The sequence below is a fragment of the Inquilinus limosus genome, from assembly GCF_002195995.1.
Lineage (GTDB): Bacteria > Pseudomonadota > Alphaproteobacteria > DSM-16000 > Inquilinaceae > Inquilinus > Inquilinus limosus_C.
The window spans coordinates 21,557-45,603 of record NZ_NHON01000008.1; the positions used below are offsets into that span (position 1 = coordinate 21,557).

Here is a 24,047-nt window from a genome sequence, read left to right on the forward strand (position 1 = left end):
CATGAAATGGGCGAGGGGGCTCGTGCTGGCCACGGCGGCGATGTCGGCGTTGGCCGTCGGCGCTCCGGCGCGGGCGGCGGACACGCCGGGCACGATCGATGGCTGGCCGGCGGTGGAGGCCCTGGTCGGCAACACGCTGGTGGTGACGCGGCCCGACCAGCCCGGCGGGGAATCGGCCGTCTTCATGCTGCCGGACGGGACCGGCCGGGTCGCCGAGCGGAAGGGCGGCGTCGCCGATCCGCCGCGGGCCGTGCAATGGGCGTTCCGGTCCGACGGGCTGTTCTGCGTGAGCGACCCCTCCGGCACGGCTTCGGACGGTGACTGCGTCACGCTCTCGATTGCCGGCGACACGGCGACCCTGGCGCCGAAGGACGGGCCGGCCGTGGCCGGCAAGGTCCTGCGCGGCGACGCCTGGCAGCTGGATCCTGCAGGTGCGAAGAGCCCGGTCACCGGCAAGGCGGCGGCCCGGAGCCTGGCCGGCAACACCGTGGTGCTGATGCCGCTCGGCGGCTCCGGCGAGGTGGCCGCCTTCTATTTCCTGGCCGACGGAACCGGGCGGAGTACCCGGCAGGACAACGCCGCCGAGACGCCGGACGCCTTTCGGTGGTCGCTTCGGGACGACGGGCGGCTGTGCTTCACCGATGCCGGGAAGGGGCCCGCGGACGGGGATTGCCTCACCGTCTCGATCACCGGCGACCGCGTGACCCTGGCGGGCCGGGACGGGCGCGCCGCCTATGGCAGGCTGCTGGACGGCGATGCCCGCGGCCTGGCCCCGGCGACGCCCGCGACCAGGGCGATGATCGATGCCCTGGCCGGGAACACGCTGGTCTTCGCCAGGCCCGATCGGCCCGGCGAGGAGACGACCTTCTATCTCCAGGCCGACGGGACCGGCCGTGCTCTCCAGGGCGGCGGCGAGGGCAAGCCCGAGCCCGTCCGCTGGTCGCTGTGGAATGACGGGCGCTTCTGCGTGTTCTCGGCCAGAGCGAAGGCTCCCCTGGAGGGCGACTGCGCCACACTCTCGGTTGCCGGGGACAGCGTGACCTTCACGGCTCCGGGCCGGCCCGCCATGTCCGGCAGGATCCTGAAGGGCAACGCCCGGACGCTGTAGGCCCTGTGCCGGCCGGGGCGGACGCCCTGTTGCGCCTCGCGCCGGTTTCTGCACACTTGACCGGCTGGTCAGAAAATCAACAAGCAAGGGGGCTTTCATGCTGGGACGTTGGGGTCGCCGGGCGCTGCTCGGCGCGGCGGTGGCGATGCTCGGGGCCGCGGCGCTGCCGCAGGCGCGGGCGGCGGACAAGCTGCAGGTGGCGGCGGTCTACACCGTGCCGGTCGAGCAGCAATGGGTCAGCCGCCTCCACAAGGCGCTGAAGGCGGCCGAGGCACGCGGCGAGATCGACTACGTCTATTCCGAGAACACGTCGAACACCGACTATGAGCGCGTCATGCGTGAATATGCCGAGGCCGGCAAGAAGCTGATCATCGGCGAGGCCTTCGGGGTCGAGCGCGGCGCGCGGGCGGTGGCCAAGGACTATCCCGACACCGCCTTCCTGATGGGCTCCAGCCTGCCGCCGGTCGAGCCGAACTTCTCGGTCTTCGACAATTACATCCAGGACGCCTCCTACCTCACCGGCATGGTGGCGGGGCTGAAGACCAGGTCGAACACCATCGGCATGGTCGGCGGCTATCCGATCCCGGAGGTGAACCGGCTGATGCACGCCTTCATGGCCGGGGCGCTGGAGGTCAACCCGCAGGTCAAGTTCTCGATCACCTTCATCGGCTCCTGGTACGACCCGCCCAAGGCCAAGGAGGCGGCCTTCGCCATGGTCGATGCCGGCGCGGACGTGCTGTATGCCGAGCGCTACGGCGTCTCCGACGCGGCCAAGGAGCGCAAGGTGCTGGCCATCGGCAACGTCATCGACACCCAGTCGGAATATCCCGGCACGGTGGTGGCCAGCGCGCTGTGGCAGATGGAGCCGACCATCGACCGCGCGCTGAAGGCGGTCGCCGGCGGCAGCTGGAAGGCCGAGGATTACGGCCCCTACAGCGCCATGAAGGCGGGCGGCGCCACGCTGGCCCCGCTGGACCCGAAGCTGGTCGACCAGGCGATCATCGACAGGGTGGCCGCCCGGCAGAAGGAGATCGAGAGCGGGGCCTTCACGGTCAAGGTCGACGACAGCGAGCCGAAGCCGACGCTGTGACGCCCGGTTCCGATCCCGTGGATGCCGCTCCGGCCTTGCGCCTGCGCGGCATCACCAAGCGCTTCGGCGCGCTGCTCGCCAATGACGGCATCGACCTCGACCTCGCCCGCGGCGAGGTGCTGGCGCTGCTCGGCGAGAACGGCGCCGGCAAGACCACGCTGATGAACATCCTGTTCGGCCATTACCTGGCCGATGCCGGGACGGTCGAGGCGGCGGGGGCGGATGGCGTCCTCGTGCCGCTGCGCCCGGGCTCGCCCCAGGCTGCGCTCGCCGCCGGCATCGGCATGGTGCACCAGCACTTCGCCCTGGCCGACAATCTCAGCGTCTTCGACAACATCGTGCTCGGCTCGCAGCCGCTGTGGCGCCCGGCGCTGCGGCGGCGCGGGGCGCGGGCGAAGCTGGCGGTGCTGATCGAGGCCTCGGGCCTGGCCGTGCCGCTCGACGCCCCGGTCTCCGGCCTGTCGGTCGGCGAGCGGCAGCGGGTCGAGATCCTCAAGGCGCTGTACCGCGACGCCCGGGTGCTGATCCTGGACGAGCCGACGGCGGTGCTGACGCCGCAGGAGGCCGACGGCCTGTTCGCGGTGCTGCGCCGGCTGGCGGGGCAGGGGCTGGCCATCGTCTTCATCTCGCACAAGCTGGGCGAGGTGCTGGCGATCAGCCGCCGCGTCGTGGTGCTGCGCGCCGGAAGGGTAGCGGCGGAGATGGCGACTGCAGGCGTCGACCGCGCGGCCCTCGCCGAGGCCATGGTCGGCCGCACCGTCGCCGAGGTGCAGAGGCGCCCGGCCGCGCCCGGCGCCGCGGTGCTGGCGCTGGACGGCGTCACCCTGCGCGGCCCCGGCGGCCGGGCGCTGCTCGACGGCGTCTCGCTCACCCTGCGCGGCGGCGAGGTGGTGGGCATCGCCGGCGTCTCCGGCAACGGCCAGGCGGCGCTGGCAGATCTGGTCGCGGGCCTGGCTGCGCCGGACTCCGGCCGGGTCACGCTGTTCGACCGCCCGGCGCCGCTCGGCTCCCCCGCCGCCATGGTCGCAGCCGGGGTCGGCCGCATCCCGGAGGACCGCCATCGCGACGGCGTCGTCGGCGACATGGCGGTGTGGGAGAACGCGGCGCTGGAGGCGTATCGCCGGCCGGAGGCGCAGAGGGCCGGCCTGCTGCGCCGTGTTGTGCTGCGCGACCGGGCGCGGCGGCTGATCGCGGATTACGATGTGCGCTGCCCGGGGCCGGAGGCGCGCACCCGGCTGCTGTCGGGCGGCAATATGCAGAAGCTGATCCTCGGCCGGGTGCTGGAGCGGTCGCCCGGCCTGGTCCTGGCCTGCCAGCCGACCCGCGGCCTGGATGTCGGCGCGGTGGCGGAGATCCATGGCAGGCTGCTGGCCGCGCGCGATCGCGGCGCCGGGGTGCTGCTGGTATCGGAGGACCTCGATGAGCTGTTCGCGTTGTCCGACCGCATCGCGGTCATGTACCGCGGCCGCCTGACCGAACCCTGGCCGGCGGAGCGGCTGACCATCCGCGCATTGGGCCTGATGATGGCGGGGCAGGAGCCGGCAGGCGGCGAGATCAGCGGAGAGGCCGGGGCCACCCCCTCACCCGAAATCGCCGACGCGATTTCGACCTCTCCCCAAGGAGAGGTGAAGGGGCTGCGCGTCTCCCCTCTCCTCGGGGAGAGGGAGGGGCCCGACCCGTCAGGGTCGGGAGGGTGAGGGGGAAAGCCGACCGTGCCATTACGCAAGCCCAGCCTTAAGTCAGCGCCTATGGGGCAGGAGCCGGCCGATGCGGCTTGAACCCCGCGAGCGCGCCTCGCCGCTGCTGATGCTCGGCGCCTCGGCCGGCGCCGCGCTGCTGGCGCTGCTGCTTTGCGCCATCCCGCTGCTCTGGGCGGGCGCGCCGGTGCTGCAGGCGTATGGGGTGATGATCCAAGGCGCCTTCGGCTCGCGCTTCGCCGTCGCCGAGACGCTGTCCCGCGCCACCCCGCTGGTGCTGACCGGCCTGGCCGCCACCGTCGCCTTCCGGGCGAAGCTTTGGAACATCGGGGCGGAGGGGCAGCTCTATCTCGGCGCCCTGGCGGCGACGGCGCTGGGCTCCGGCGCGCTCGATTGGCCCGCCTGGGCGCTGCTGCCGCTGGTCCTGCTGGCCGGGGCGCTGGCCGGCGGGTTGTGGATGGCGGGGCCGACGCTCTTGAAGACCCGGCTCGGCGTCGACGAGGTGGTGACGACGCTGCTGCTCAACTTCGTCGTGCTGCTCTTCATCTCGATGATGCTGGAAGGGCCGATGAAGGACCCGATGGGCATGGGCTGGCCGCAATCCACGCCGGTGCTCGACGCCGCCGCCCTGCCGAAGCTGATCCCGCGCACCCGCGTGCATGCGGGGCTGATCGTCGCCGTGGTCGCGGCCATCCTGGTCTGGCTGATGACCACCCGCACCATCTGGGGCTTCGAGATGCGGGCCACCGGCGCCAACCCGTCGGCGGCTCGCTTCGCCGGCATGCCGGTCGGACGGGTGATGCTGCGCGTCGGCCTGATCTCCGGCGCCCTGGCCGGCCTGGCCGGGGTGGGGGAGGTGGCGGGGCTGAAGGGCTATCTCAGCCAGGACCTGTCGCCCGGCTACGGCTATGCCGGCATCGTCGTCGCCATGCTGGCGCAGCTGCATGCGCTGGGCGTGCTGCTGGCGGCGCTGTTCGTCGCCGCGGTCTTCGTCGGGGCCGACAGCATGAGCCGGGCGATCGGCGTCTCCAGCTACATCGCCAACCTGGTGGTCGCCACCTCGCTGCTGACGGTGCTGTTGTCCGGCATCGTCCTGCGCTACCGGGTGCGGTGGCGATGAGCGAGGTGCTCGACATCCTCCTGGCCGCCAGCTTCTGGGCGGCGGCGCTGCGCATCGCCACGCCGCTGGTCTTCGGCACGCTGGGCGAGCTCATCTGCGAGCGCGCCGGAGTGCTGAATCTCGGCATCGAGGGCATCTTCACCGCCGGCGCCATGGCCGGCTGGATGTGGGTGTACCAGGGCGGCGACCTGTGGACCGGCGTGGTCTTCGCCGCCGGGGTGGGGGCCGCCTTCGGCCTGCTGCACGCGCTTCTCACCGTGCCGCTCGGCCTGTCGCAGCACGTCACCGGCATCGGCGTCACGCTGCTGGCCACCAGCCTGTCCTACTTCACCTACCGCATGGTGCTGCCGAACGCCTCGACTCCGCCGCGGATCGAGCCGTTCCAGCCGGTGGCGCTGCCCGGCCTGTCGGACCTGCCCTGGATCGGCCCGGTGCTGTTCCAGCAGACGCCGCTGACCTATCTGGCGCTGGCCGCCGTCGCCGTCACCGCCTGGGTGTTGTACCGCACGCCGCTCGGTCTGGCCCTGCGCGCGGTCGGCGAGAACTCGGCGGCGGCGGAGGCGCAAGGGCTCGACGTCGTCGCCATCCGCCTCGGCGCGGTGATGGCCGGGTCGGCGCTGATGGCGGTGGGCGGCGCCTTCCTGACCATGTCGGCCTTCAACGCCTTCTTCTTCGAGATGGTGGCCGGCCGCGGCTGGGTGTGCGTCGCCCTGGTGGTCTTCGCCTCCTGGCGGCCGGGCAAGGCGCTGCTCGGCGCCCTGCTGTTCGGCGCCTTCGACGCCTTCCAGGTGCGGCTGCAGCAGCTCGCCGGCGGGGCGGTGCCCTACCAGATCTTCCTGATGCTGCCCTACCTGCTCAGCGTCCTCGCCCTGATCGCCATGTCGCGCCGCGCCGCGGTGCCGAAGGCGCTGATGGTGCCTTATCGGAAGGGGGAGCGTTAGACTATGGTTCCCGCCCGTGCTAGGGAGGGACAGTTGCGAGCCGGTCGCAAGGCGGGAGTATGGGAATGAGCGAAGCGCTGCGCCTCTATGTCGGTTACGATTCACGCGAGGACATCGCGTGGCAGGTCTGCCGTCATTCGGTGCTGCAGCACGCGTCGAAGCCGGTGGAGGTCTCGGCCCTGAAGCTGCCGGAGCTGCGGGCCCAGGGCATCTACACCCGCCCGGTCGACACGCTGGGCTCGACCGAGTTCACCTTCAGCCGCTTCCTGGTGCCGGCCCTGGCCGGGTACCGGGGCTGGGCGGTGTTCTGCGACTGCGACTTCCTGTGGTTCGGCGACATCGCCGACCTCTTCGCCCAGGCCCAGGACCGCTATGCGGTGATGGTCGTGCAGCACGACTATCAGCCAAAGGAGGCGGTGAAGATGGACGGCAAGCCGCAGGCGGCCTATCCGCGCAAGAACTGGTCCAGCCTGATGCTGTTCAACTGCGGCCACCCGGCGAACGCCGGGCTGACGCCGGAGGTGGTGAACCGCGAGACCGGCGCCTTCCTGCACCGCTTCCAGTGGCTGGCCGACGAGCAGATCGGCTCGCTGGACACCGGCTGGAACTGGCTCGAGGGCTGGTACCCGAAGCCGGCGAAGGGCACGCCGCAGGCGGTGCACTACACCCGCGGTGGCCCCTGGTTCGAGAACTACCAGGATGTCGACTACGCCCAGGAATGGCGTGACGCCGCGGCCGAGGTGCAGCGGCTGGGGATCCACGCCTGAAGTCCGGTTTGCCCGTTTCCTGACCCGTCATTGCGAGCCGAAGGCGAAGCAATCCGGGCCGGCGCGCGCCGGCCCCTGGATCGCCACGTCGCTTCGCTCCTCGCGATGACGGTTCGGGGGACGGCAATGGTCAGGCAGCCCCATCGACCACGCTCCGCCACCCCTCGGTGATCGGCAGCAGCAGGGATGCGGCCTGGGGCAGGAACTGGTCGGCGAAGAAGCGGGCATGGGCCAGCTTGGTCGCGGCCAGCGCCGGGTCGTCATCCTCGACCGCCGCGGCCAGCGCCGCCCGGGCCATCAGCCAGCCGCCGGCCACCAAGCCAAACATGCGCAGATAGTGCACCGCGCTGGCGGCGACGGCGGCGGGGGTGCCGGGCGCGGTCTCCACCACCCAGTCGGTCGCCGCCATCAGCGCCGCCAGGCTCTCCACCAGACGCTCGCGGATCGAGGCCGCGGCCGGATGGGCGGCCAGCTCCGCCTGGGTCCGCGCCATCTCCTCGAACAGCTGGCGGGCGGCGACGCCGCCGTCGCGCGCCACCTTGCGGAAGACCAGGTCGTTGGCCTGGATGCCGTTGGTGCCCTCGTAGATCGGGGTGATCCGGGCGTCGCGCAGGAACTGGGCGGCGCCGGTCTCCTCGATATAGCCCATGCCGCCATGCACCTGGATGCCGGTCGAGGCGACCTCGCAGCCGACATCCGTGCTCCAGCCCTTCACCACCGGGGTCAGCAGGTCGACCCGGGCCTGGGCATGGGCGCGCTCGATCGGGTCGGGATGGCCGCGGGCCAGGTCCAGCGCGGCGCCGGCGCTGTAGGTCAGGGCCCGCGCCGCCTCAGTCAGGCAGCGCATCGACAGCAGCATGCGGCGGACATCGGGGTGGGCCGCGATCGGCGTGCCGTTCTCCGCCCCGATCGGCTTGCCCTGGAGCCGGGTGGCGGCATAGGCCTCGGCCGCCTGGGTGGCGCGCTCGGCCACCGCCACGCCCTGCAGACCGACGGTCAGCCGGGCGTTGTTCATCATTGTGAACATGTACTCGATGCCGCGGTTCTCCTGGCCGATCAGGAAGCCGGTGGCGCCGCCGGCATCGCCATAGGCCATGACGCAGGTCGGGCTGGCATGGATGCCCAGCTTGTGCTCCAGGCTGACGCAGCGCAGGTCGTTGCGCTCGCCCGGCTCGCCGTCGGCATCGGGCAGCAGCTTCGGCACCAGGAACAGGCTGATGCCCTTGATCCCGGCCGGCGCGTCCGGCGTGCGGGCCAGCACGAGATGGACGATGTTCTCGGCCATGTCGTGGTCGCCATAGGTGATGAAGATCTTCTGGCCGGTGATGCGATAGGTGCCGTCCGGCTGCCGCTCCGCCTTCGTCCGCACCGCACCGACATCGGATCCCGCCTGCGGCTCGGTCAGGTTCATCGTGCCGGTCCAGACGCCGGAGACCAGCTTGGGCAGGTAGGTCCGCTTCTGCTCGTCCGAGCCATGCGCCTGCAGCGCCTCGACCGCGCCCTGGTTCAAGACCGGGCACAGGCCGAAGGCCAGGCTGGCCGACTGCCACATCTCCGCTACCGCCATCGCCACCGCCCAGGGCAGGTCCTGGCCGCCCCATTCCGCCTCGAAGGGCAGGGCGTTCCAGCCGCCGTCGCGGTACCGGGCATAGGCCTCGCGGAAGCCCGGGGCAGTGCGCACCACGCCGTTCTCCAGCCGGGCGCCCTCGCGGTCGCCGACGGCGTTCAGCGGCGCGATCACCTCGCCGGCCAGCCTGCCCGCCTCCTCCAGCACCGCCTCGACCAGCTCCGGCGTCGTCTCACTTTTGCCGGGCAAGGCGGCGATGCGGTCGAGCCCGACCAGATGCCGCAGCACGAAGCGCATGTCGGAGATCGGCGCGGCATAGGCGGTCATCGGACGACTCCCTCGCTCCCCGCTGGTGCGGGGTTTCCCTTTACGTAAAGGGGAGATTTCACTGAACCGACGCCCAAATCAAGCCCCAGCCGCTTGTCGAGGAAGCTCAGGGCGCGGAGCTCGGCATCGTCCACCGGGGTCCAGCTCGGGCTCAGCACCGGCGGGGTGGCGATCGCCTGGGCCCGGTCCAGCATCGCCGTGGTCGGGGCGGTGAAGTCGAAATTGTGCTGCATGCCGGGATAGACGATCAGGCTGACCGCGGCGCCTTTCGACAGCCAGGCGTCGAACAGCGTGTCGCAGGCCGCGGCCGGGGTGACCGAGTCGGCCGCGCCCATCAGCACCAAGAGCGGCGTGTCGCCGACCGGCTGGGTGTTGGTCATGTACTGGTCGCAGCGGGGGTAGAGGGCGACGGCCGCGGCGAAATGCGGGGCGGTCTTGGCGATCAGCGCCGTCCGCATCGTCGCCGTCGTGGCGACCGCGGTGGTGCCGCCCTGCGACCAGCCCAGCACGGCGATCTGCTTGGGATTGATTTCCTTGCGGGTTTGCAGGTATTCGAGGGCCCCGACCGCGTCCTTCACGCGCAGCTCGACCGGGATCGTCGACAGGCCGACCGAGACGATCTCGCGATAGCCGCGCGGGGTGTAGCTGTCGACCAGGAACATGGCGTAGCCGCTGGCGGTCAGCCGGGTGGCCCAGCGGTCATGCGCCGGGGCGTAGCCGCCGGACCCGTGCAGCCCGACCACGGCCGGGAAAGGGCCCGCGCCCTTGGGCAGGAACAGGCGTCCGGTGATCACCTCGCCGGACAGGCTCTTGAACGTCACCGCCTCGGCCGGGGCCATGCCCTGGGCCCGGGCAGGCCGGTGCAGAATCGGCGCAGCAGCCAGCAGCAGGAGGACGATGCACAGGCGAAACATGCTCAATCCGCTTCTCCGTGCGCCCCACCGGACGGCAGTCTTCCACGACTCGGTTTTCCAGGGAACCTCGTCCTGTATGAAGCGTTCCCCAGATGCATCGCCTCGTCGCGCCGATGCAGCCGGAGTGAGGAAATGACCGCACAGAAGCCGGCACGGGACGTTCGGATCGATTTCTTTCGTGGTCTCGCGCTGATCATCATCTTTATAAACCATACGCCCGGGAACATTGCAGGAATGTTCACGCCGCGGATGTATGGGCTGAGCGATGCGGCGGAGATCTTCATCTTCCTGGCCGGGCTGTCCTCGGCCATGGCGTTCGGTCGCAGCTTCGACAGGGCCGGGTTCCTGGCGGGCCTGGGCCGGGTGGCGCAGCGCGTCTGGCAGCTGTACCGCGCCCATATCGGCCTGTTCATCGTGATCTGCGGCGTCATCGTCATGGCGAACCGGATGTTCGCCGAGCCGAACTACATCTCGCGCCTGGGCATCGACCGGTTCTTCCAGGACCCGGGCGGGTCGCTGGTGGCGCTGCTGTCGCTGCACTATGTGCCGAACTACTTCGACATCCTGCCGCTGTACATGCTGCTGCTGGCGGCGATCCCGGTCCTGGTGCTGCTGGCGCGGATCTCGCCGGCCCTGGTCGTCGCCGCCTCGGCGGTGCTGTATGTCGGCGCCATCGCCGGCGACTGGAACCTGGTGGCCGACAGCACGACCGGCCGCGGCTGGTTCTTCAACCCCTTCGCCTGGCAGGTGCTGTTCGTCGCCGGCTACGGCTACGGCGCCGGCTGGTTCGAGGTGCCGCAGGCGACGCGCGGCCGGATCACCGCGGCGCTGATCTACCTGGTGTTCTGCGCGGCGCTGGCGCTGTCGCTGGTGCGGCTCGACGGCGGCCTGTTCGCCGGCATGCGCGACATCCTGGAGCCGCTGGCGCGCAAGACCGACAACGGCCCGCTGCGCCTGCTGCACTTCTTCGCCCTGGCCTATGTGGTGGTGTCGCTCCTGCGCGCCGCGCCGGGCCTGATCACCCCGCAGCGGGCGGAGCCGGTGGCGATCATGGGCCGGCACTCGCTGTCGGTGTTTCTGCTGGGCATGACGCTGTCCTTCATCGGCGGCATCGTGCTGGACCAGAGCGGCGCCGGGCTGCTGCCGCATCTGGCGGTCAATCTCGGCGGCATCGCGCTGCTGTGGATCTGGGCCCGCGGCGCCGCCTGGTTCAACGGCCAGCCCTGGAAGCCGGTCCGCGGCCGGCCGGCTGCGCCGGTCCCGGCCTTCCGCATCCGCCCGGCCCGGACTGCGCCGATGCCGGCCCCGGCCATGGCCCGGCTGCGCCTGGCCCCGCGCCGGGCGCTGTAGCCAGGTCACCACGAACCAAACGGCCGGTGTGCCCGGGGACGCACCGGCCGTTTTCATGTCCGGGCCTATCGCGCCGGGACGTTGCCGAACAGCGGCCCCAGCCCCTCGGCGAAGGTCAGGTGGGCGATCACGGCGTCGCGCAGCTTCGGGAACGGCAGGCCCGCCAGCATCGCCGTCTGCACCGCGGCCATCACCTCTCCGGCCTCGGCGCCGATCATGGTGAAGCCCAGGATGCGGTCGTCGTCGCCGACCAGCGCCTTCAGGAAGCCCTGGGTCTCGTCGGTCGCCTCGGTGCGCAGCACCGCGGCCATCGGCAGCCGCGCCACCCGGGCCGAAACGCCCTGGCGCTTCGCCTCGCCTTCGCTCAGGCCCACCCGGGCCAGCGGCGGATCGGTGAACACGACATAGGGGATCAGCCGGTCCGTCGTGCTGCGGTTCCCGCCGGCCAGATTGTCGCGGATGATCCGGAAGTCGTCGACCGAGACATGGGTGAATTGCGGGCTGCCGGCGCCTTCGCCCAGCGCCCAGACCCCCGGCGCCGTGGTCTCCAGCCGGTCGTTGACGCGGATGAAGCCGCGGGCGTCCAGCTCCACCCCCGCCAGCTCCAGCCCGATGCCGGCGGTGTTGGGGACGCGCCCGGTCGCGATCAGCAGGTCGCTGCCGTCGATGCGCTGCTCGCCCGAGGCGGTGCGCAGGGTGACGCCGACCTCCTGCCCGGACCAGCCCTGCACCGCGATCGGCTGGGCCCCCAGCAGGACGCGGATGCCCTCGCTTTCCAGGATCCGCTGCATCTCGGCCGAGACGTCCGGGTCCTCGCGTCCCAGCAGCTGCGGCCCGGGCTCGATCACCGTGACCCGGCTGCCGAAGCGGCGATAGGCCTGGGCCATCTCGACGCCGACATAGCCGCCGCCCAGCACGATCAGATGCGCCGGCAGCGTGTCCAGCTCCAGCACCTCGATATGCGTCATCGGCCGGGCTTCGGCGAGGCCTGGGACATCTGGGATCGCCGCGTGCGACCCGACATTGACGAAGACCTGGCCGCCGGCCAGCAGCCGGGTGCCGCCGTCGTTCAGCGCCACCTCGATCGTCTTCGGTGCGGTGAAGCGGCCGCTGCCCATGATCAGCTCGGCGCCGCTGTCGCGATAGGCCTTCAGGTGGAACGCGGCCTCGCGCTCGACCATCTCGCGCTTGCGCTGGCGCACCTTGGCCATGTCGACCGTGACCGGCCCGGTCACCGTGCCGAAGCGGCCGGCCGCGCCGGCCAGATGCGCCACCCTGGCGCTCCACAGCTCGTTCTTGCTCGGCAGGCAGGCGACGGCGGGGCAGGAGCCGCCGACCCAGCGGCGCTCCACCACCGCGACACGCCGGCCCGCCCGGGCCAGGTGCCAAGCCAGCAGCTTGCCGCCCTGGCCGCTGCCCAGGATCAGGGCGTCGAAGGACTCGGGTTGGGACATGATCGTCTCCGTCTCCAGGGGCCGGCCGCTCAGGCGGCGCTGCGGGCGGCGGCCTGTCGAAGGGCCGGCAGCAGCGCCTCCGGCTCGGGCCGGCGGGTGTAGTCGGGGTTGACGTCGGCATAGAGGATGGTGCCGTCCTGGCCGATCAGGTAGCGGCCCGGCATCGGCAGGGTCCAGCCCGGGTCGTCGTTGAAGCTCGGCAGGTCGTTCTTCAGGCTCCTGTACAGCTCGACCAGATAGTCCGGCAGCCGGAAGCGCAGGCCGAAGGCGGCCGCGACCTCGCCCTTCGCGTCGGACAGGATCGGGAAGGCCAGCCCGTTCTGGCGCACCGATTTGCGGCTGTTCGGCGCGGTCTGCGGCGAGATCGCGATCAGCGCCGCGCCCAGCCGCTCGAACTCCGGCCGCGCCGCCTCCAGCGCCTGCAGCTCCATGTTGCAATAGGGGCACCAGACGCCGCGGTAGAAGCTGATGATCAGCGGGCCCCGGGCCAGCAGCGCCGCCGAGTTCACCACGCTGCCGTCGGGGTCCTTCAGCGCGAAGGACGGCGCCTTGTCGCCGGCCTTCAGGGCGCGGTCGGCGGCACCGGAGGCGACCAGCTCCGCCGTGGCTCGGTGCATGGTCTCGATCACCGACGGGGGCACGTTGTAGGGCGGCCTGCCGGCCTCGAAATCCGCCTTGAACGCGTCGAGCTTGGCTTGCAGGGACATCGCGTCCTCCTGGGGGGAAGGTCCGCACCGCGGGGTGACGGGGCGGTGGATGGATGGGATGCCCGAAGATCATCTATTCCCGGCTGCTGGAGGTAGCTGCATGGTCGCGATATGATTCATTCCATCCTGGAATGAATGCCGGAGCCGAACATGGACCGCCTGGCCGCGATGGAGGCCTTCATCCGCGTCGTCGACGCCGGCTCCTTCTCCGCCGCCGCCAGGCAGATGCGGGTCGGCCAGCCCGCCATTTCCAAGACCATCGCACAGCTGGAGGAGCGGCTGGGCGTGCGGCTGCTGCTGCGCTCGACCCGCGGCCTGGCCCCGACCGAGGCGGGGCGCAGCTTCTACGAGCGCGCCAAGCGGTCGCTGCAGGAGGTGGAGGAGGCCGAGCATGCGGCCCGCGGCGCGGCGGCGGCGCTTTCGGGCCGGCTGCGCGTCGGCGCGCCGGTGACCTTCACCCGGCTGATGGTCGTTCCGCGCCTCGGCGCCTTCCTGGCGGCCCATCCGGCGCTGGACATCGACATCGTGCTGGACGACCGCCCGATCGACCTGATCGAGGAGGGCATCGACGTGGCGCTGCGCATGGGCCAACTGCCGGATTCGGGCCTGGCCGCACGCAAGATCGGGGAGTGCCGCCGGCTGGTGCTGGGCACGCCCGGCTATTTTGCGGCGCAGGGCGTGCCGCGGGCGCCGGTCGACCTTCTCTCGCGCCAGGTCGTGATCCACGAGCCGCGCGGCGGCGGCAGCGGCGCCGCCTGGACTTTCCGCCGGGGCGATGTCCAGGTTCCCCTCGTCGTCGGCGGGCGCCTGCGCATCAGCGCCGCCGAGGGGGTGCGGGAGGGCGTACTGGCCGGGCTGGGCCTGGCCATTGCCTCGGAATGGATGTTCGGGGCGGAGCTGGCGTCCGGCGTGGTCGTCTCCGCCCTCAAGGACTGGCAGCTGCCGCCGGTCGGGCTGTGGGCGGTGTTCCCCACCGGCCGGCAGGCCAGCGCCAAGGCCAGGGCCTTCGCCGACTTCGTCGAGCGGCAGGTGGCCGGCGCCGCACCCTAGCGCCGGCCGCGCTCAACCGTCCCGGATTCTTTTTGCCGCCCTGCCAAGTCGAGCGACGGAGTGATCGGCCTTGTCCGTGTATTGCTGCGGAAGGGGCGCCGGATTCGTGAAGTCATCCCGCCGCCCTGTGGGTAGTTCCAGGGTTCGCCGTGAAGTTGCCATGGAATTGCCTTAATTGGAAAACGGCGTGCCGATCGAATGAAGTCTGGTCGGCTGGAGATGAATATGGTTGCCGGTTCGTTGGGATCTCGCATCTCGCGGGTTGGTATCGTCGGAGTTCTGGTCGCCCTGGCGGCCTGCGGGCCGACGCCGAGCGAGACGCAGCTGAACTATGCCTCGCAGCGCTGCTCCTATGGCGACCCGTATGCCTGCGATGAGGTCGGCCCGCTGTCCTACCAGGCGCAGGCCGAACGGCAGCAGCAGGACACCAACACCGCGGTGGCGGCGGGCCTGCTGGCGGTCGGCGGCATCGCGCTCGGCGCCGCCCTGGCCGATGACGATGGCGGTCATCACCACTACTACCGCCGCGGCGGCGGCTGGGGCCATGGCGGCTGGGGCGGCCACCGCGGCCGCTGGTGAGGCAGGCGCGGCCGGGGGCGATCACACCCCGGCCGCCGGAGACCGTCTGGAAATGCGCTGGCATGAGTCGGCTGGCGGTGGTTTCGAGAACCGGAGCGCAGCGCACGTTTGGTGCGTGAGCACCGGAAGCGCAGAAACCGCCGTCAGACGGCCATGCCAGTAGCATTTACGGGCGGTCTCCGTAGCTCAGCTTCGGGTACCAGTCCGTCCCCCGGCCCTCCGGGGTGCAGTCCAGCACCATCCACAGCGGCGACGGGTCCGGGGCGCCGCGCGGATCCTGGCCCGGATCGGCGGTCTCGCCGGTCATCTCCTCGGCCCAGAAGTGGCGGATGGTGCCGTCGCGCCGGGTGAAGACATGCAGCGCCGGCAGGTCCGAGCCGTCCGGTCCGATGGCGAGATAGTCCCGCGAATAGGCGCCGTCGAGATCGCTGTAGAGGGGCAGATCGCGCCAGCCGCGCTCGCGCTTCCACGCTGCCAGCTTGGCGAAGGGCGAGCGGGCCACCACGGCCAGGGCGGTGCGCTGGCCGATGTCTGCGGCGTTGCTGTCCCAGGCGTCCAGCAGGTTGGTGCACATCGGGCAGGGGCGCTCGCGCTGCGGCCCGAACATGTAGCTGTAGACCACCAGGGTCGGCTTGTCGCCGAACAGCCCGGCCAGGCCGGTCGGGCCGTCCGGCCCCTCGAAGCGGTAGTCGCCGATCACCGGCCCGCCGGGCGGCAGGGCGCGGCGCTGCGCGGCGACGCTCTCGATCCGGCGCCGCAGCTCGATCTCCTCCGCCAGCAGCGCGGTGCGGGCGGCGCGGTATTCCGGGCTCTCGTTCGGGATGCGGACGGGGTTGGCACGGGCCAGCTCGGCCGCAGGGATGAGGGTTTTCGCGTCCATCGGGAGGTCCTCCAGAGGTTGACGCATCTGGTCGTCCGGGCACGGCCGGATTCGACAGCGGGGTGGAGTTTTTCCCACCACCATTTCCTGTCATTGCCGGGCTTGACCCGGCAATCCAGGGGCCACCGAGAACCGCTCTGGCTGCCCCTGGATCCTCGGGTCAAGCCCGAGGATGACAACAGAATAGAGCAAAATCTGAACCGAGCCCGCCTCGGTCACTTTTCCCTCGAGCGGACACACCCGTGAATCAAGCCTGGGCATGACAAAAATGGAAGGTCAGGTCCGCACCATCTTGCCCGGATTCATGATTCCGGCCGGGTCGATCGCCTGCTTGATCCGGCGCATCAGCTCGATCTCGACCGGCGATTTGCGCTCGGCGATCTCGTCGCGCTTCAGCAAGCCGACGCCGTGCTCGGCGCTGATCGACCCGTCGAGATCGGCGACGATGTCGTGCACCCGGTGGGCGATCTCCTCCCACCGCGCCATGAAGGCCTCGCGGTCGGCGCCCACCGGCTGGTTCAGGTTGAAATGGATGTTGCCGTCGCCGAGATGGCCGAAGCCCACAACCCGCACGCCCGGCACCATCGCCTCGGACAGCGCCGTCGCCCGCCCCAGGAACTCCGGCACCTTCGCCACCGGCACGGCGATGTCGTGCTTGATCGCCCCGCCCTCGAAGCGCTGGCCTTCGACGATCGCCTCGCGGATGTGCCAGAACGCCTTGCGCTGCGCCTCGCTCGCCGCGATCGCGGCGTCGACCACCAGCCCGGCCTCCAGCCCGCCGGCCAGGATCGCCTCCAGCCGCTCCGCCAGCGGCGCATCGGCGGCGGGGGAGGACAGCTCCAGCAGCACGTACCAGGGATGCGGCTCCGCCATCGGGTCGACCACGCCCGCGACATGGCGCAGCGCGAAGTCGATGGCCAGGCGCGGCATCAGCTCGACCCCAGTAACCGACCCGCCGGCCTCGGCCCGGGCACGGCCGAACAGGGCCACGGCGGCGGCCGGGTCCGGCACCCCGACCAGCGCTGCCTCCACGCTGCGCGGCCGCGGGAACAGCTTCAGCACCGCGGCGGTGATGATGCCCAGCGTGCCCTCGGCGCCGATGAAGAGCTGCTTCAGGTCGTAGCCGGTGTTGTCCTTGCGCAGGGCCCGGAGGCCATCCCACACCTGCCCGTCGGGCAGCACCACCTCCAGCCCCAGCACCAGGTCGCGGGCATTGCCGTAGCGCAGCACCGCGGTGCCGCCGGCATTGGTCGACAGGTTGCCGCCGATGCGGCAGCTGCCCTCCGCCCCCAGGCTCAAGGGGAACAGCCGGTCCGCCGCCTCCGCCACCGCCTGCACCTGGGCCAGGATCACCCCGGCCTCGACCGTCATGTGGTCGCCCTCGGCATCGACCTCGCGGATCCGGGCCAGCCGGTCGGTCGACAGCAGGATCTGCCCGGCCTCGGCCACGGCGCCGCCGCACAGGCCGGTGTTGCCGCCCTGCGGCACCACGCCGATGCCGCGCTCGGCGCACAGCTTGACCACGGCCGCGACCTCGGCGGTCGATCCGGGCCGCACCACGATGCCGGCGGTGCTGCGGTACTTGCCGCGCCATTCCTTCAGATAGGGCGCCAGGTCCGCCGCCTCGTGCAGCACGCCCTGCGGGCCGGTGATAGCCATCAGGACCTCCAGCAGAGCGGCGTCGGTCATGGATCTCTCCCTAGGGGCGCGGGGCGGCGGCGCGGCGCAGCCGGTCGTTGATGGCGGCGCCCAGGCCGGTCTCCGGGATCGGCGCCACGGCGATGGTGCCGGCGCCGGTCCGGTCCAGCGCCCGCAGCATCGCGAACAGGTTGGCGGCGGCCTCGGCCAGGTCGCCCTTGTCGCTGAGGTTCATCACCTTGGGGCCGCTGCGCAAATCGGGGCCGAAGGTCAGCAGCACCTCGTCCGGCCCGATCGCCCCGGCGTTCAGCCGCACCTGCGCCCGCGGCGCGTAGTGGCTGGCCAGCTGGCCGGGCGAGGCCGGGCGGTCCGGATCCTTCTCCGGCACCGCGATGGGGCCCAAGAGGGCGGTCAGCTCCTCGATCGTCACCCCGCCGGGGCGCAGCAGCACCGGCTGCTCCCCGGTCAGGTCCAGCACGGTCGATTCCAGCCCGACGGCGCAGCGCCCGCCGGCCACCACCAGCGACACCCGGCCGGACAGCCCGTCCAGCACATGCTGCGGCGTGGTCGGGCTGACGGCGCCGGAGACATTGGCGCTGGGCGCCGCCACCGGCCGGCCGACCGCGGCCAGCAGGCGCCGGGCGGCCGGATGCGCCGGCACGCGGATCGCCAGGCTGTCCAGCCCGGCCGAGGCCAGCAGCGACACCGGGCTGTCGGCGCGCCGCGGCAGCACCAGGGTCAGCGGGCCGGGCCACAGCGTCTCGGCCACGCGCCGGGCGCGGTCGTCGAACAGCACCAGATCCTCCGCCTGTTCGGCATCGGCCAGGTGGCTGATCAACGGGTTGAAGCTGGGCCGGCGCTTGGCCTCGAAGATCGCAGCCACGGCGCGGTCGCTGGTGGCGTCGCCGCCCAGGCCGTAGACCGTCTCGGTCGGGAAGGCGACCAGGCGGCCCTCGCGCAGCAGCGCCGCGGCGCGGGCGATGCCGGCGGGACCGTCGTCGACGATCTGGGTCTTGATCGGATCGGTGCTCTCCATGCCCGCTCTATAGCCCGATCCGGCGCCGCGGGCCATGCGCTCGGGGGAAGGCCGCCATCCCGCGGCAGGAGATCTCATGTTGCGCTGCAGCAAAAGCCGCGCGACACTTTCTCAAAACAGCGGACGCGAAACGGAGGGTGCGAAATGGCCGGTCGGACGATCACCGTGGCGCAGCAGAAGGGCGGGGCCGGGAAGACCACGCTGGTCGCGCATCTCGCCGCCGCCTTCGCCCGCGCCGGCCTCAAGGTCGCGACGGTCGACATCGACCCGCAGGGCAGCCTCAGCCGCTGGGTCGACGCGCGGGGGGCGGATCCCGGCTTCACCCATCTCCGCATCACCGGCTGGCGCGTGCCGGCGGAGGTCGACCGCGCCCGGGCGGCGCATGATTTGGTGCTGATCGACAGCCCGCCGCATGCGGCGTCGGACGCCCGCATCGCGGTCCGGGCGGCTCAGCTCGTCCTGGTGCCGATCCAGCCCAGCCCGATGGATCTGTGGGCGACGCAGCCGACGCTGGATCTGGCGGCGGAGGAGAAGGTGCCGGCCCGGATCGTGCTGAACCGGGTGCCGCCGCGCTCCAAGGTCGCCGACGCGCTGGAGGTGGAGATCGGCCGCCTCGGCATCCCGGTGCTACCGGCCCGGATCGGCAACCGCACCGGCTTCGCCGCGGCGATGCTGTCCGGCCGCACCCTGGTCGAGACCGCGCCGAGCACGAAGGGGGCGGAGGAGATCGCGGCCTTGGCGGCGGTGCTGCGCGGCTGAGGCCGGGAGCCGGCCCTATCCTGCCTCCGGCCGGAACTCCGCTTCCAGCCCGCGCAGCATCTCGACCAGGCGGCGGCGGAAATGCTCGGCGAAGCGGTCGGCGGCGCGGGAGCGGGGCTGGCCGGCGGCGAAGGCCAGGCCGAACTCGTTCCACAGACGCGGCCGGAACGGGCGGATGGCGATCGGCAGGTCGCGGAAATGGCTGGCCATCAGCGCGTTGACGATGGTCACGCCCAGCCCCTGCGCGGCGAAGGCGCAAGCCGAGCCGACCGAATGGGTCTCGACCTGGACCCGCGGCCGGAACCGGACCTGCCGGAACATCTGGTCGATCTCCGCCCGCGCCGGGCGCTGCCGGCCCAGCAGCACCAGCGCCTCGCCCTCCAGATCCTCGACCGACACCACCGCCTTCTCCGCCAGGCGGTGGCCGGCCGGCATGACGCAGACGCTCGTCGTGCGGGCGATGGCGACCGTGTCCATCCCGGCCTCGCCGGTCGGCAGCCGGACGAAGCCGAGATCGGCCTGCCGGGTCAGCACCGCGCGCTCGGTCTCGTGATAGGCGCCGGACAGGATCTCCAGAGCCACATTGCCGTGATCGGCCAGGAACTCCCCCACGATCCGCGGCAGGATGGTCTGCGACATGCTGTGCGGCACGCCGATGCGCAGCAGGATCTGCCCGGAATTGCCGGCCCGCAGTTCCTCGGCCACATGCTGCACCCGCTGCACGCCATCGACCGCGCTCTCGACCGAATCCAGGAGGCCGATCGCCTCCGGCGTCGGGATCAGCCGGCCCTTCTCGCGGGCGAACAGCTCCAGCCCCAGCTCGGCCTCCAGTTGGGTCAAGAGGCGGCTGACCGCCGATTGCGACAGGTCCAGCCGCGCCGCCGCGGCGGTGGTGGAGCCGCTGCGCATGATCGCCTTGAAGGCCTCGAGCTGCTTGACGTTCACGGCCGTCGCGCCGATATCCGCGACACGAAGCATCCGGCCGGCCCGCGCCCGCGCATGAAATGCGCATAGCCCGATGCGGATTCCGCATGATGTTGCGGGCTGCTGTCTGCCACCCCTAGTGTCCCCCTCGCCATGCCGGACCGCCCGGCGGGCCCATCATAAGCGAACAGGGACGCAGATGCGGGAATCGCGCGCCGGGGAGGCAGGGGCCCGGCCATGACCGTCTTCATCATCCGCCGGCTGGTGCAAAGCGGCTTCGTGCTGCTGGTCACCTCGATCCTCGTCTTCCTCGGCGTCTATGCTATCGGCAACCCCATCGAGATCCTGGTGCCGGCCGACGCCTCGCAGGCCGAGATCGCCCAGGCGGTCCAGTCGCTCGGCCTCGACCGGCCGCTGTGGGAACAGTACCTGACCTTCCTCGGCAATGCGCTGCATGGCGACCTCGGCCGCTCCTTCGTCTTCAACCAGCCCTCGATCAGCCTGATCTTCGAGCGGCTGCCGGCGACGCTGGAACTGGCCTTCATCGCCCTGATGCTGTCGCTGGTGGTGGGCATCCCGCTCGGCGTGCTGTCGGGGCTGAAGGCCGGCAGCGGCTTCGACCGCACGGTGATGACCGGGTCGATCCTCGGCTTCAGCCTGCCCAGCTTCTGGCAGGGCATGATGCTGATCATGATCTTCTCGGTCATGCTCGGCTGGCTGCCCTCCACCGGCCGCGGCGCCACCGGCGAGATCCTGGGCCTGCACACCAGCCTCGCCACCTGGGACGGCTTCACCCATCTGATCCTGCCGGCGATCAACCTGTCGCTGTTCAACGTCTCGCTGATCATCCGCCTGACCCGCAGCGGCATGCGCGAGACCCTGCCGCTCGACTTCGTCAAGTTCGCCCGCGCCAAGGGCCTGTCCGAGCGGCGGGTGATCTTCGTCCATGTGCTGAAGACCATCCTGATCCCGATCGTCACCGTGGTCGGGATGGAGTTCGGGTCGCTGATCGCCTTCGCCACGGTGACCGAGACCATCTTCGCCTGGCCCGGGGTCGGCAAGCTGATCATCGACAGCATCATGCGCCTCGACCGGCCGGTGATCGTCGCCTACCTGCTGATCGTGGTGGCCATGTTCATCGTCATCAACCTGGTGGTCGACATCCTGTACTCGGTGCTCGACCCCCGCGTCCGGCTGTCCGACGCATGAGCGACGCCGTGATCCCCCGCAAGCCGCTGCTCGGCGACGGCATCCTGGCCCAGGCGCTGCGCGGCATCCTGGACAGCAAGGCCGCGACCCTGGCCGCCATTGCCTGCCTGGTCCTGGTCCTGGTCGCCCTGTTCGCGCCCTGGATCGCGCCGCAGGACCCCTACGACCTCGCCTCGCTCAGCATCATGGACGGCCGCCTGCCGCCGGGCAGCGAGAGCATGGATGGCTGGACCTACTGGCTGGGCACCGACGCCCAGGGCCGCGACATGCTCTCGGCGATGCTGTACGGGCTGCGCACCAGCCTGGGCGTCGGTGTGCTGTCCGGCCTGTTCGCGCTCGCCGTCGGCACCACGCTCGGCCTCGTCGCCGCCTATTTCGGCGGCCGGATCGACACGCTGGTGATGCGCGTCGTCGACCTGATGCTGGGCTTTCCCACCATCCTGGTGGCGCTGATGATGCTGGCCGTGCTGGGGCAGGGGGTGGGCAAGGTCATCCTGGCCCTGGTGGTGGTGCAATGGGCCTATTTCGCCCGCGCCGTCCGCGCCGCGGCGCTGGTCGAGCGCGGCAAGGAGTATGTCGAGGCGGCGCAGTGTCTGGGGTTGAGCCGCGCGCGCATCCTGTTCAGCCATCTGCTGCCGAACTGCCTGCCGCCGGTGATCGTGATCGCCACCATCCAGGTGGCGCATGCGATCGCGGCAGAGGCGACCTTGAGCTTCCTCGGCATCGGCCTGCCGATCACCGAGCCGTCGCTCGGCCTTTTGATCGCCAATGGCTACCAGGTGCTGCTGGCCGGCCTGTACTGGATCAGCGTGTTCCCCGGCCTGCTGCTGCTGGCGCTGATCTTCTCGATCAACATCGTCGGCGACCGCCTGCGCGAGGCGCTGAACCCCAGGCTGCAGAAGTGAGGGCCCGCACATGACCGCCCCCACGCTCAGCGTCGAGAACCTGCAGACCCATTTCTTCACCAAGGCCGGGGTGGTGCGCGCCGTCGACGGCGTGTCCTTCCGGGTCGACCGCGGCGAGGTGCTGGGCCTGGTCGGCGAATCCGGCTCCGGCAAGTCGATCACCGGCTTCTCCATCCTCGGCCTGGTCGATCCGCCGGGCCGGGTGGTCGGCGGCCGGATTCTCTTCAAGGGCGAGGATCTGGCGGCGCTGCCGGCGGAGCGGCTGCGGCAGCTGCGCGGCAACCGCATCGCCATGATCTTCCAGGACCCGATGATGACCCTGAACCCGGTCCTCAGGGTCGAGACCCAGATGGTCGAGACCATCCAGGCGCATGAGCGGGTGTCGCGGGCCGAGGCGGTGGCCCGCTGCCGCGACGCGTTGGGCCGGGTCGGCATCCCGTCGCCGGAAGAGCGGCTCAAGGCCTATCCGCACCAGTTCTCCGGCGGCATGCGCCAGCGCGTGGCGATCGCCATCGCCCTGCTGCACAAGCCCGATCTGATCATCGCCGACGAGCCCACGACCGCGCTGGACGTGACCATCCAGGCGCAGATCCTGGCCCAGGTGCAGACCCTGTGCCGCGAGACCGGCACGGCGCTGATCTGGGTCAGCCACGACCTGGCGGTGGTGGCGGCCTTGGCCGACCGGATCTGCGTCATGTATGCCGGAAAAGTGGTCGAGACCGGCACGGTCGATGAGGTGATCGACCGGCCGGCGCATCCCTACACGATCGGGCTGATCGGCTCGGTGCCCGGCGACCGGCCGCGCGGCGAGGCGCTGTTCCAGATCCCCGGCATGGCGCCGTCGCCGCTGGCCCTGCCCGAAGGCTGCGCCTTCCGGCCCCGCTGCAGCCATTCCACCGAGGCCTGCCTTAAGGCGCCGGAGACCACCCGGCGGGGCGACCGCGCCTTCCGCTGCTTCCACCCGCAGCTGGAGGTGCGCGCATGACCCCCCTGATCGAGGCCGCCGGCCTGGGCAAGCGCTTCAGCAAGCGCCTGGACTATGCCGAGAAGGCGGCGCGCCTGCTGGGCGCGAAGGTCGAGGAGCGGACGGTGCACGCCGTCGACGCGGTCGACCTCGCCATCGCCCCCGGGGAGGTGCTGGGGCTGGTCGGCGAATCCGGCTGCGGCAAGTCCACGCTGGGCCGGATGATGGCCGGCATCCTGCCGAAGAGCGACGGCGCGATCCGCTGGCGCGGCCGGGATGTCGACGGCCTGGCCGGCGACGCCGCGCGTGACGCCAGGCTGAAGGCGCAGATGATCTTCCAGGATCCCTTCGCCTCGCTGAACCCGCGCAAGCGGGTGCGCGACATCATCGGCGAGGCGCCGCGGGTGCACGGGCTGGTGCGCCGGCGCGAGGCCGATGGCTATGTCCAGGAGGTGATGCGCCGGGTCGGGCTGGACCCGGCCTATCGCGACCGCTTCCCGCACCAGTTCTCCGGCGGCCAGCGCCAGCGCATCGGCATCGCCCGGGCCCTGGCGGTGAAGCCCGACTTCCTGGTCTGCGACGAATCCATCGCCGCGCTCGACGTCTCGATCCAGGCCCAGATCCTGAACCTGTTCCTGGAGCTGAAGCGCGAGCTGGGCCTGACCTACCTGTTCATCAGCCACGACCTCGGCGTGGTCGAGCACATCAGCGACCGGGTGGTGATCATGTATCTCGGCCGGGTGGTCGAGACGGCGGCGACCGCCGAGCTGTTCGACCGGCCGTTGCACCCCTACACCGTGGCGCTGCTGAACGAGGTGCCGCGCCTCAGCAACCGCAAGCGGAAGTTCGAGACGATCAAGGGCGAGATCCCGTCGCCTTTGCACCCGCCCAGCGGCTGCCATTTCCACCCGCGCTGCCCGATGGCGACCGACCGCTGCCGCGTGGAGCGGCCGGCGCTGCGCCCGGTCGCGCCCGGCCACCAGGCCGCCTGCCACCTGATCTGAGGCGCGGAATGCGCCCACTGCACGAAACAGAGGAGAGCGAGATGATGCGGATGCCGA

The 24,047-nt window shown here is 71.3% G+C and carries 22 protein-coding genes; 14 read left to right on the plus strand and 8 right to left on the minus strand.

Going from position 1 to position 24,047, the window contains the following annotated elements; all coding sequences use genetic code 11:
* The first annotated feature begins 1 nt into the window (after window position 1).
* From BWR60_RS06105 to BWR60_RS06130, 6 genes are all read left to right on the plus strand, one after another.
* Complete coding sequence (locus BWR60_RS06105) at window positions 2-1,108, plus strand: hypothetical protein (protein ID WP_144445530.1); 1,107 nt, start codon at window positions 2-4, stop codon at window positions 1,106-1,108.
* Window positions 1,109-1,205: 97 nt separating this feature from the next.
* Window positions 1,206-2,198: a BMP family protein gene (locus BWR60_RS06110; protein WP_088150127.1), complete on the plus strand. Its 993-nt coding sequence runs from the start codon at window positions 1,206-1,208 to the stop codon at window positions 2,196-2,198.
* Between the two features lie 17 nt (window positions 2,199-2,215).
* A complete protein-coding gene (locus BWR60_RS06115) occupies window positions 2,216-3,895 on the plus strand; it encodes an ABC transporter ATP-binding protein (protein ID WP_088150128.1) in 1,680 nt (559 codons plus the stop codon).
* A gap of 70 nt (window positions 3,896-3,965) precedes the next feature.
* Window positions 3,966-5,015, plus strand: a complete 1,050-nt coding sequence (locus BWR60_RS06120; protein WP_088150129.1) for an ABC transporter permease — start codon at window positions 3,966-3,968, stop codon at window positions 5,013-5,015.
* A complete protein-coding gene (locus BWR60_RS06125) occupies window positions 5,012-5,956 on the plus strand; it encodes an ABC transporter permease (RefSeq protein ID WP_088150130.1) in 945 nt (314 codons plus the stop codon). Before BWR60_RS06120 ends, BWR60_RS06125 begins: the two co-directional genes overlap by 4 nt.
* Before the next feature lie 65 nt (window positions 5,957-6,021).
* On the plus strand, window positions 6,022-6,723 hold the full coding sequence (locus BWR60_RS06130; RefSeq protein WP_088150131.1) for a glycosyltransferase: 702 nt from the start codon (window positions 6,022-6,024) through the stop codon (window positions 6,721-6,723).
* Between the two features lie 130 nt (window positions 6,724-6,853).
* Here the strand turns inward: BWR60_RS06130 and BWR60_RS06135 are convergent, their stop codons facing one another.
* Together BWR60_RS06135 and BWR60_RS06140 are read right to left on the minus strand one after the other, a co-directional pair.
* Window positions 6,854-8,617: an acyl-CoA dehydrogenase gene (locus BWR60_RS06135; protein ID WP_088150132.1), complete on the minus strand. Its 1,764-nt coding sequence runs from the start codon at window positions 8,615-8,617 to the stop codon at window positions 6,854-6,856.
* Entirely contained in the window at window positions 8,614-9,531 is a 918-nt protein-coding gene (locus BWR60_RS06140) for a dienelactone hydrolase family protein (RefSeq protein WP_230982970.1), read from the minus strand. Before BWR60_RS06140 ends, BWR60_RS06135 begins: the two co-directional genes overlap by 4 nt.
* A gap of 132 nt (window positions 9,532-9,663) precedes the next feature.
* Here BWR60_RS06140 and BWR60_RS06145 point away from each other — a divergent pair, with 132 nt between their 5' ends.
* Window positions 9,664-10,881 (plus strand): OpgC family protein, encoded by a 1,218-nt coding sequence (locus BWR60_RS06145; RefSeq protein ID WP_179221652.1) that lies wholly within the window; start codon window positions 9,664-9,666, stop codon window positions 10,879-10,881.
* 65 nt (window positions 10,882-10,946) lie between these two features.
* Here BWR60_RS06145 and BWR60_RS06150 read toward each other — a convergent pair whose 3' ends face one another.
* Entirely contained in the window at window positions 10,947-12,335 is a 1,389-nt protein-coding gene (locus BWR60_RS06150; RefSeq protein WP_088150134.1) for an FAD-dependent oxidoreductase, read from the minus strand.
* A 29-nt stretch (window positions 12,336-12,364) separates the two neighbouring features.
* Entirely contained in the window at window positions 12,365-13,042 is a 678-nt protein-coding gene (locus BWR60_RS06155; RefSeq protein ID WP_088150135.1) for a peroxiredoxin-like family protein, read from the minus strand.
* Between the two features lie 150 nt (window positions 13,043-13,192).
* On the opposite strand from BWR60_RS06155, the gene BWR60_RS06160 reads away from it, so the two are divergent.
* Window positions 13,193-14,092 (plus strand): LysR family transcriptional regulator, encoded by a 900-nt coding sequence (locus BWR60_RS06160; RefSeq protein WP_088150221.1) that lies wholly within the window; start codon window positions 13,193-13,195, stop codon window positions 14,090-14,092.
* Window positions 14,093-14,317: 225 nt separating this feature from the next.
* Complete coding sequence (locus BWR60_RS06165) at window positions 14,318-14,671, plus strand: hypothetical protein (RefSeq protein WP_144445531.1); 354 nt, start codon at window positions 14,318-14,320, stop codon at window positions 14,669-14,671.
* 166 nt (window positions 14,672-14,837) lie between these two features.
* Here the strand turns inward: BWR60_RS06165 and BWR60_RS06170 are convergent, their stop codons facing one another.
* The 3 genes from BWR60_RS06170 to BWR60_RS06180 form a co-directional block, all read right to left on the minus strand.
* On the minus strand, window positions 14,838-15,551 hold the full coding sequence (locus BWR60_RS06170; protein WP_088150137.1) for a DUF899 family protein: 714 nt from the start codon (window positions 15,549-15,551) through the stop codon (window positions 14,838-14,840).
* A 276-nt stretch (window positions 15,552-15,827) separates the two neighbouring features.
* The gene (locus tag BWR60_RS06175; protein WP_088150138.1) at window positions 15,828-17,240 is read right to left on the minus strand and encodes an FAD-binding oxidoreductase; all 1,413 of its coding nucleotides are present in this window, start codon (window positions 17,238-17,240) and stop codon (window positions 15,828-15,830) included.
* Between the two features lie 10 nt (window positions 17,241-17,250).
* Entirely contained in the window at window positions 17,251-18,225 is a 975-nt protein-coding gene (locus BWR60_RS06180; RefSeq protein ID WP_088150139.1) for an L-threonylcarbamoyladenylate synthase, read from the minus strand.
* A gap of 144 nt (window positions 18,226-18,369) precedes the next feature.
* Between BWR60_RS06180 and parA the strand changes: the two genes are divergently transcribed.
* Window positions 18,370-18,984: a ParA family partition ATPase gene (gene parA / locus BWR60_RS06185; RefSeq protein ID WP_088150140.1), complete on the plus strand. Its 615-nt coding sequence runs from the start codon at window positions 18,370-18,372 to the stop codon at window positions 18,982-18,984.
* A 15-nt stretch (window positions 18,985-18,999) separates the two neighbouring features.
* On the opposite strand, the gene BWR60_RS06190 is transcribed toward parA, so the two are convergent.
* Window positions 19,000-19,962, minus strand: coding sequence for a LysR substrate-binding domain-containing protein (locus BWR60_RS06190; protein WP_218823368.1), 963 nt, complete (start codon window positions 19,960-19,962; stop codon window positions 19,000-19,002).
* A 183-nt stretch (window positions 19,963-20,145) separates the two neighbouring features.
* Between BWR60_RS06190 and BWR60_RS06195 the strand changes: the two genes are divergently transcribed.
* From BWR60_RS06195 to BWR60_RS06210, 4 genes are read left to right on the plus strand one after another with little or no spacing between them, the layout of a single operon-like run.
* Window positions 20,146-21,117, plus strand: a complete 972-nt coding sequence (locus BWR60_RS06195; protein ID WP_088150142.1) for an ABC transporter permease — start codon at window positions 20,146-20,148, stop codon at window positions 21,115-21,117.
* A complete protein-coding gene (locus BWR60_RS06200; protein ID WP_088150143.1) occupies window positions 21,114-22,022 on the plus strand; it encodes an ABC transporter permease in 909 nt (302 codons plus the stop codon). Before BWR60_RS06195 ends, BWR60_RS06200 begins: the two co-directional genes overlap by 4 nt.
* Window positions 22,023-22,032: 10 nt before the next feature.
* A complete protein-coding gene (locus tag BWR60_RS06205; RefSeq protein WP_088150144.1) occupies window positions 22,033-23,007 on the plus strand; it encodes an ABC transporter ATP-binding protein in 975 nt (324 codons plus the stop codon).
* A complete protein-coding gene (locus tag BWR60_RS06210) occupies window positions 23,004-23,990 on the plus strand; it encodes an ABC transporter ATP-binding protein (RefSeq protein ID WP_088150145.1) in 987 nt (328 codons plus the stop codon). The genes BWR60_RS06205 and BWR60_RS06210 overlap by 4 nt, the downstream gene beginning before the upstream one ends.
* The last annotated feature ends 57 nt before the right edge of the window (window positions 23,991-24,047 follow it).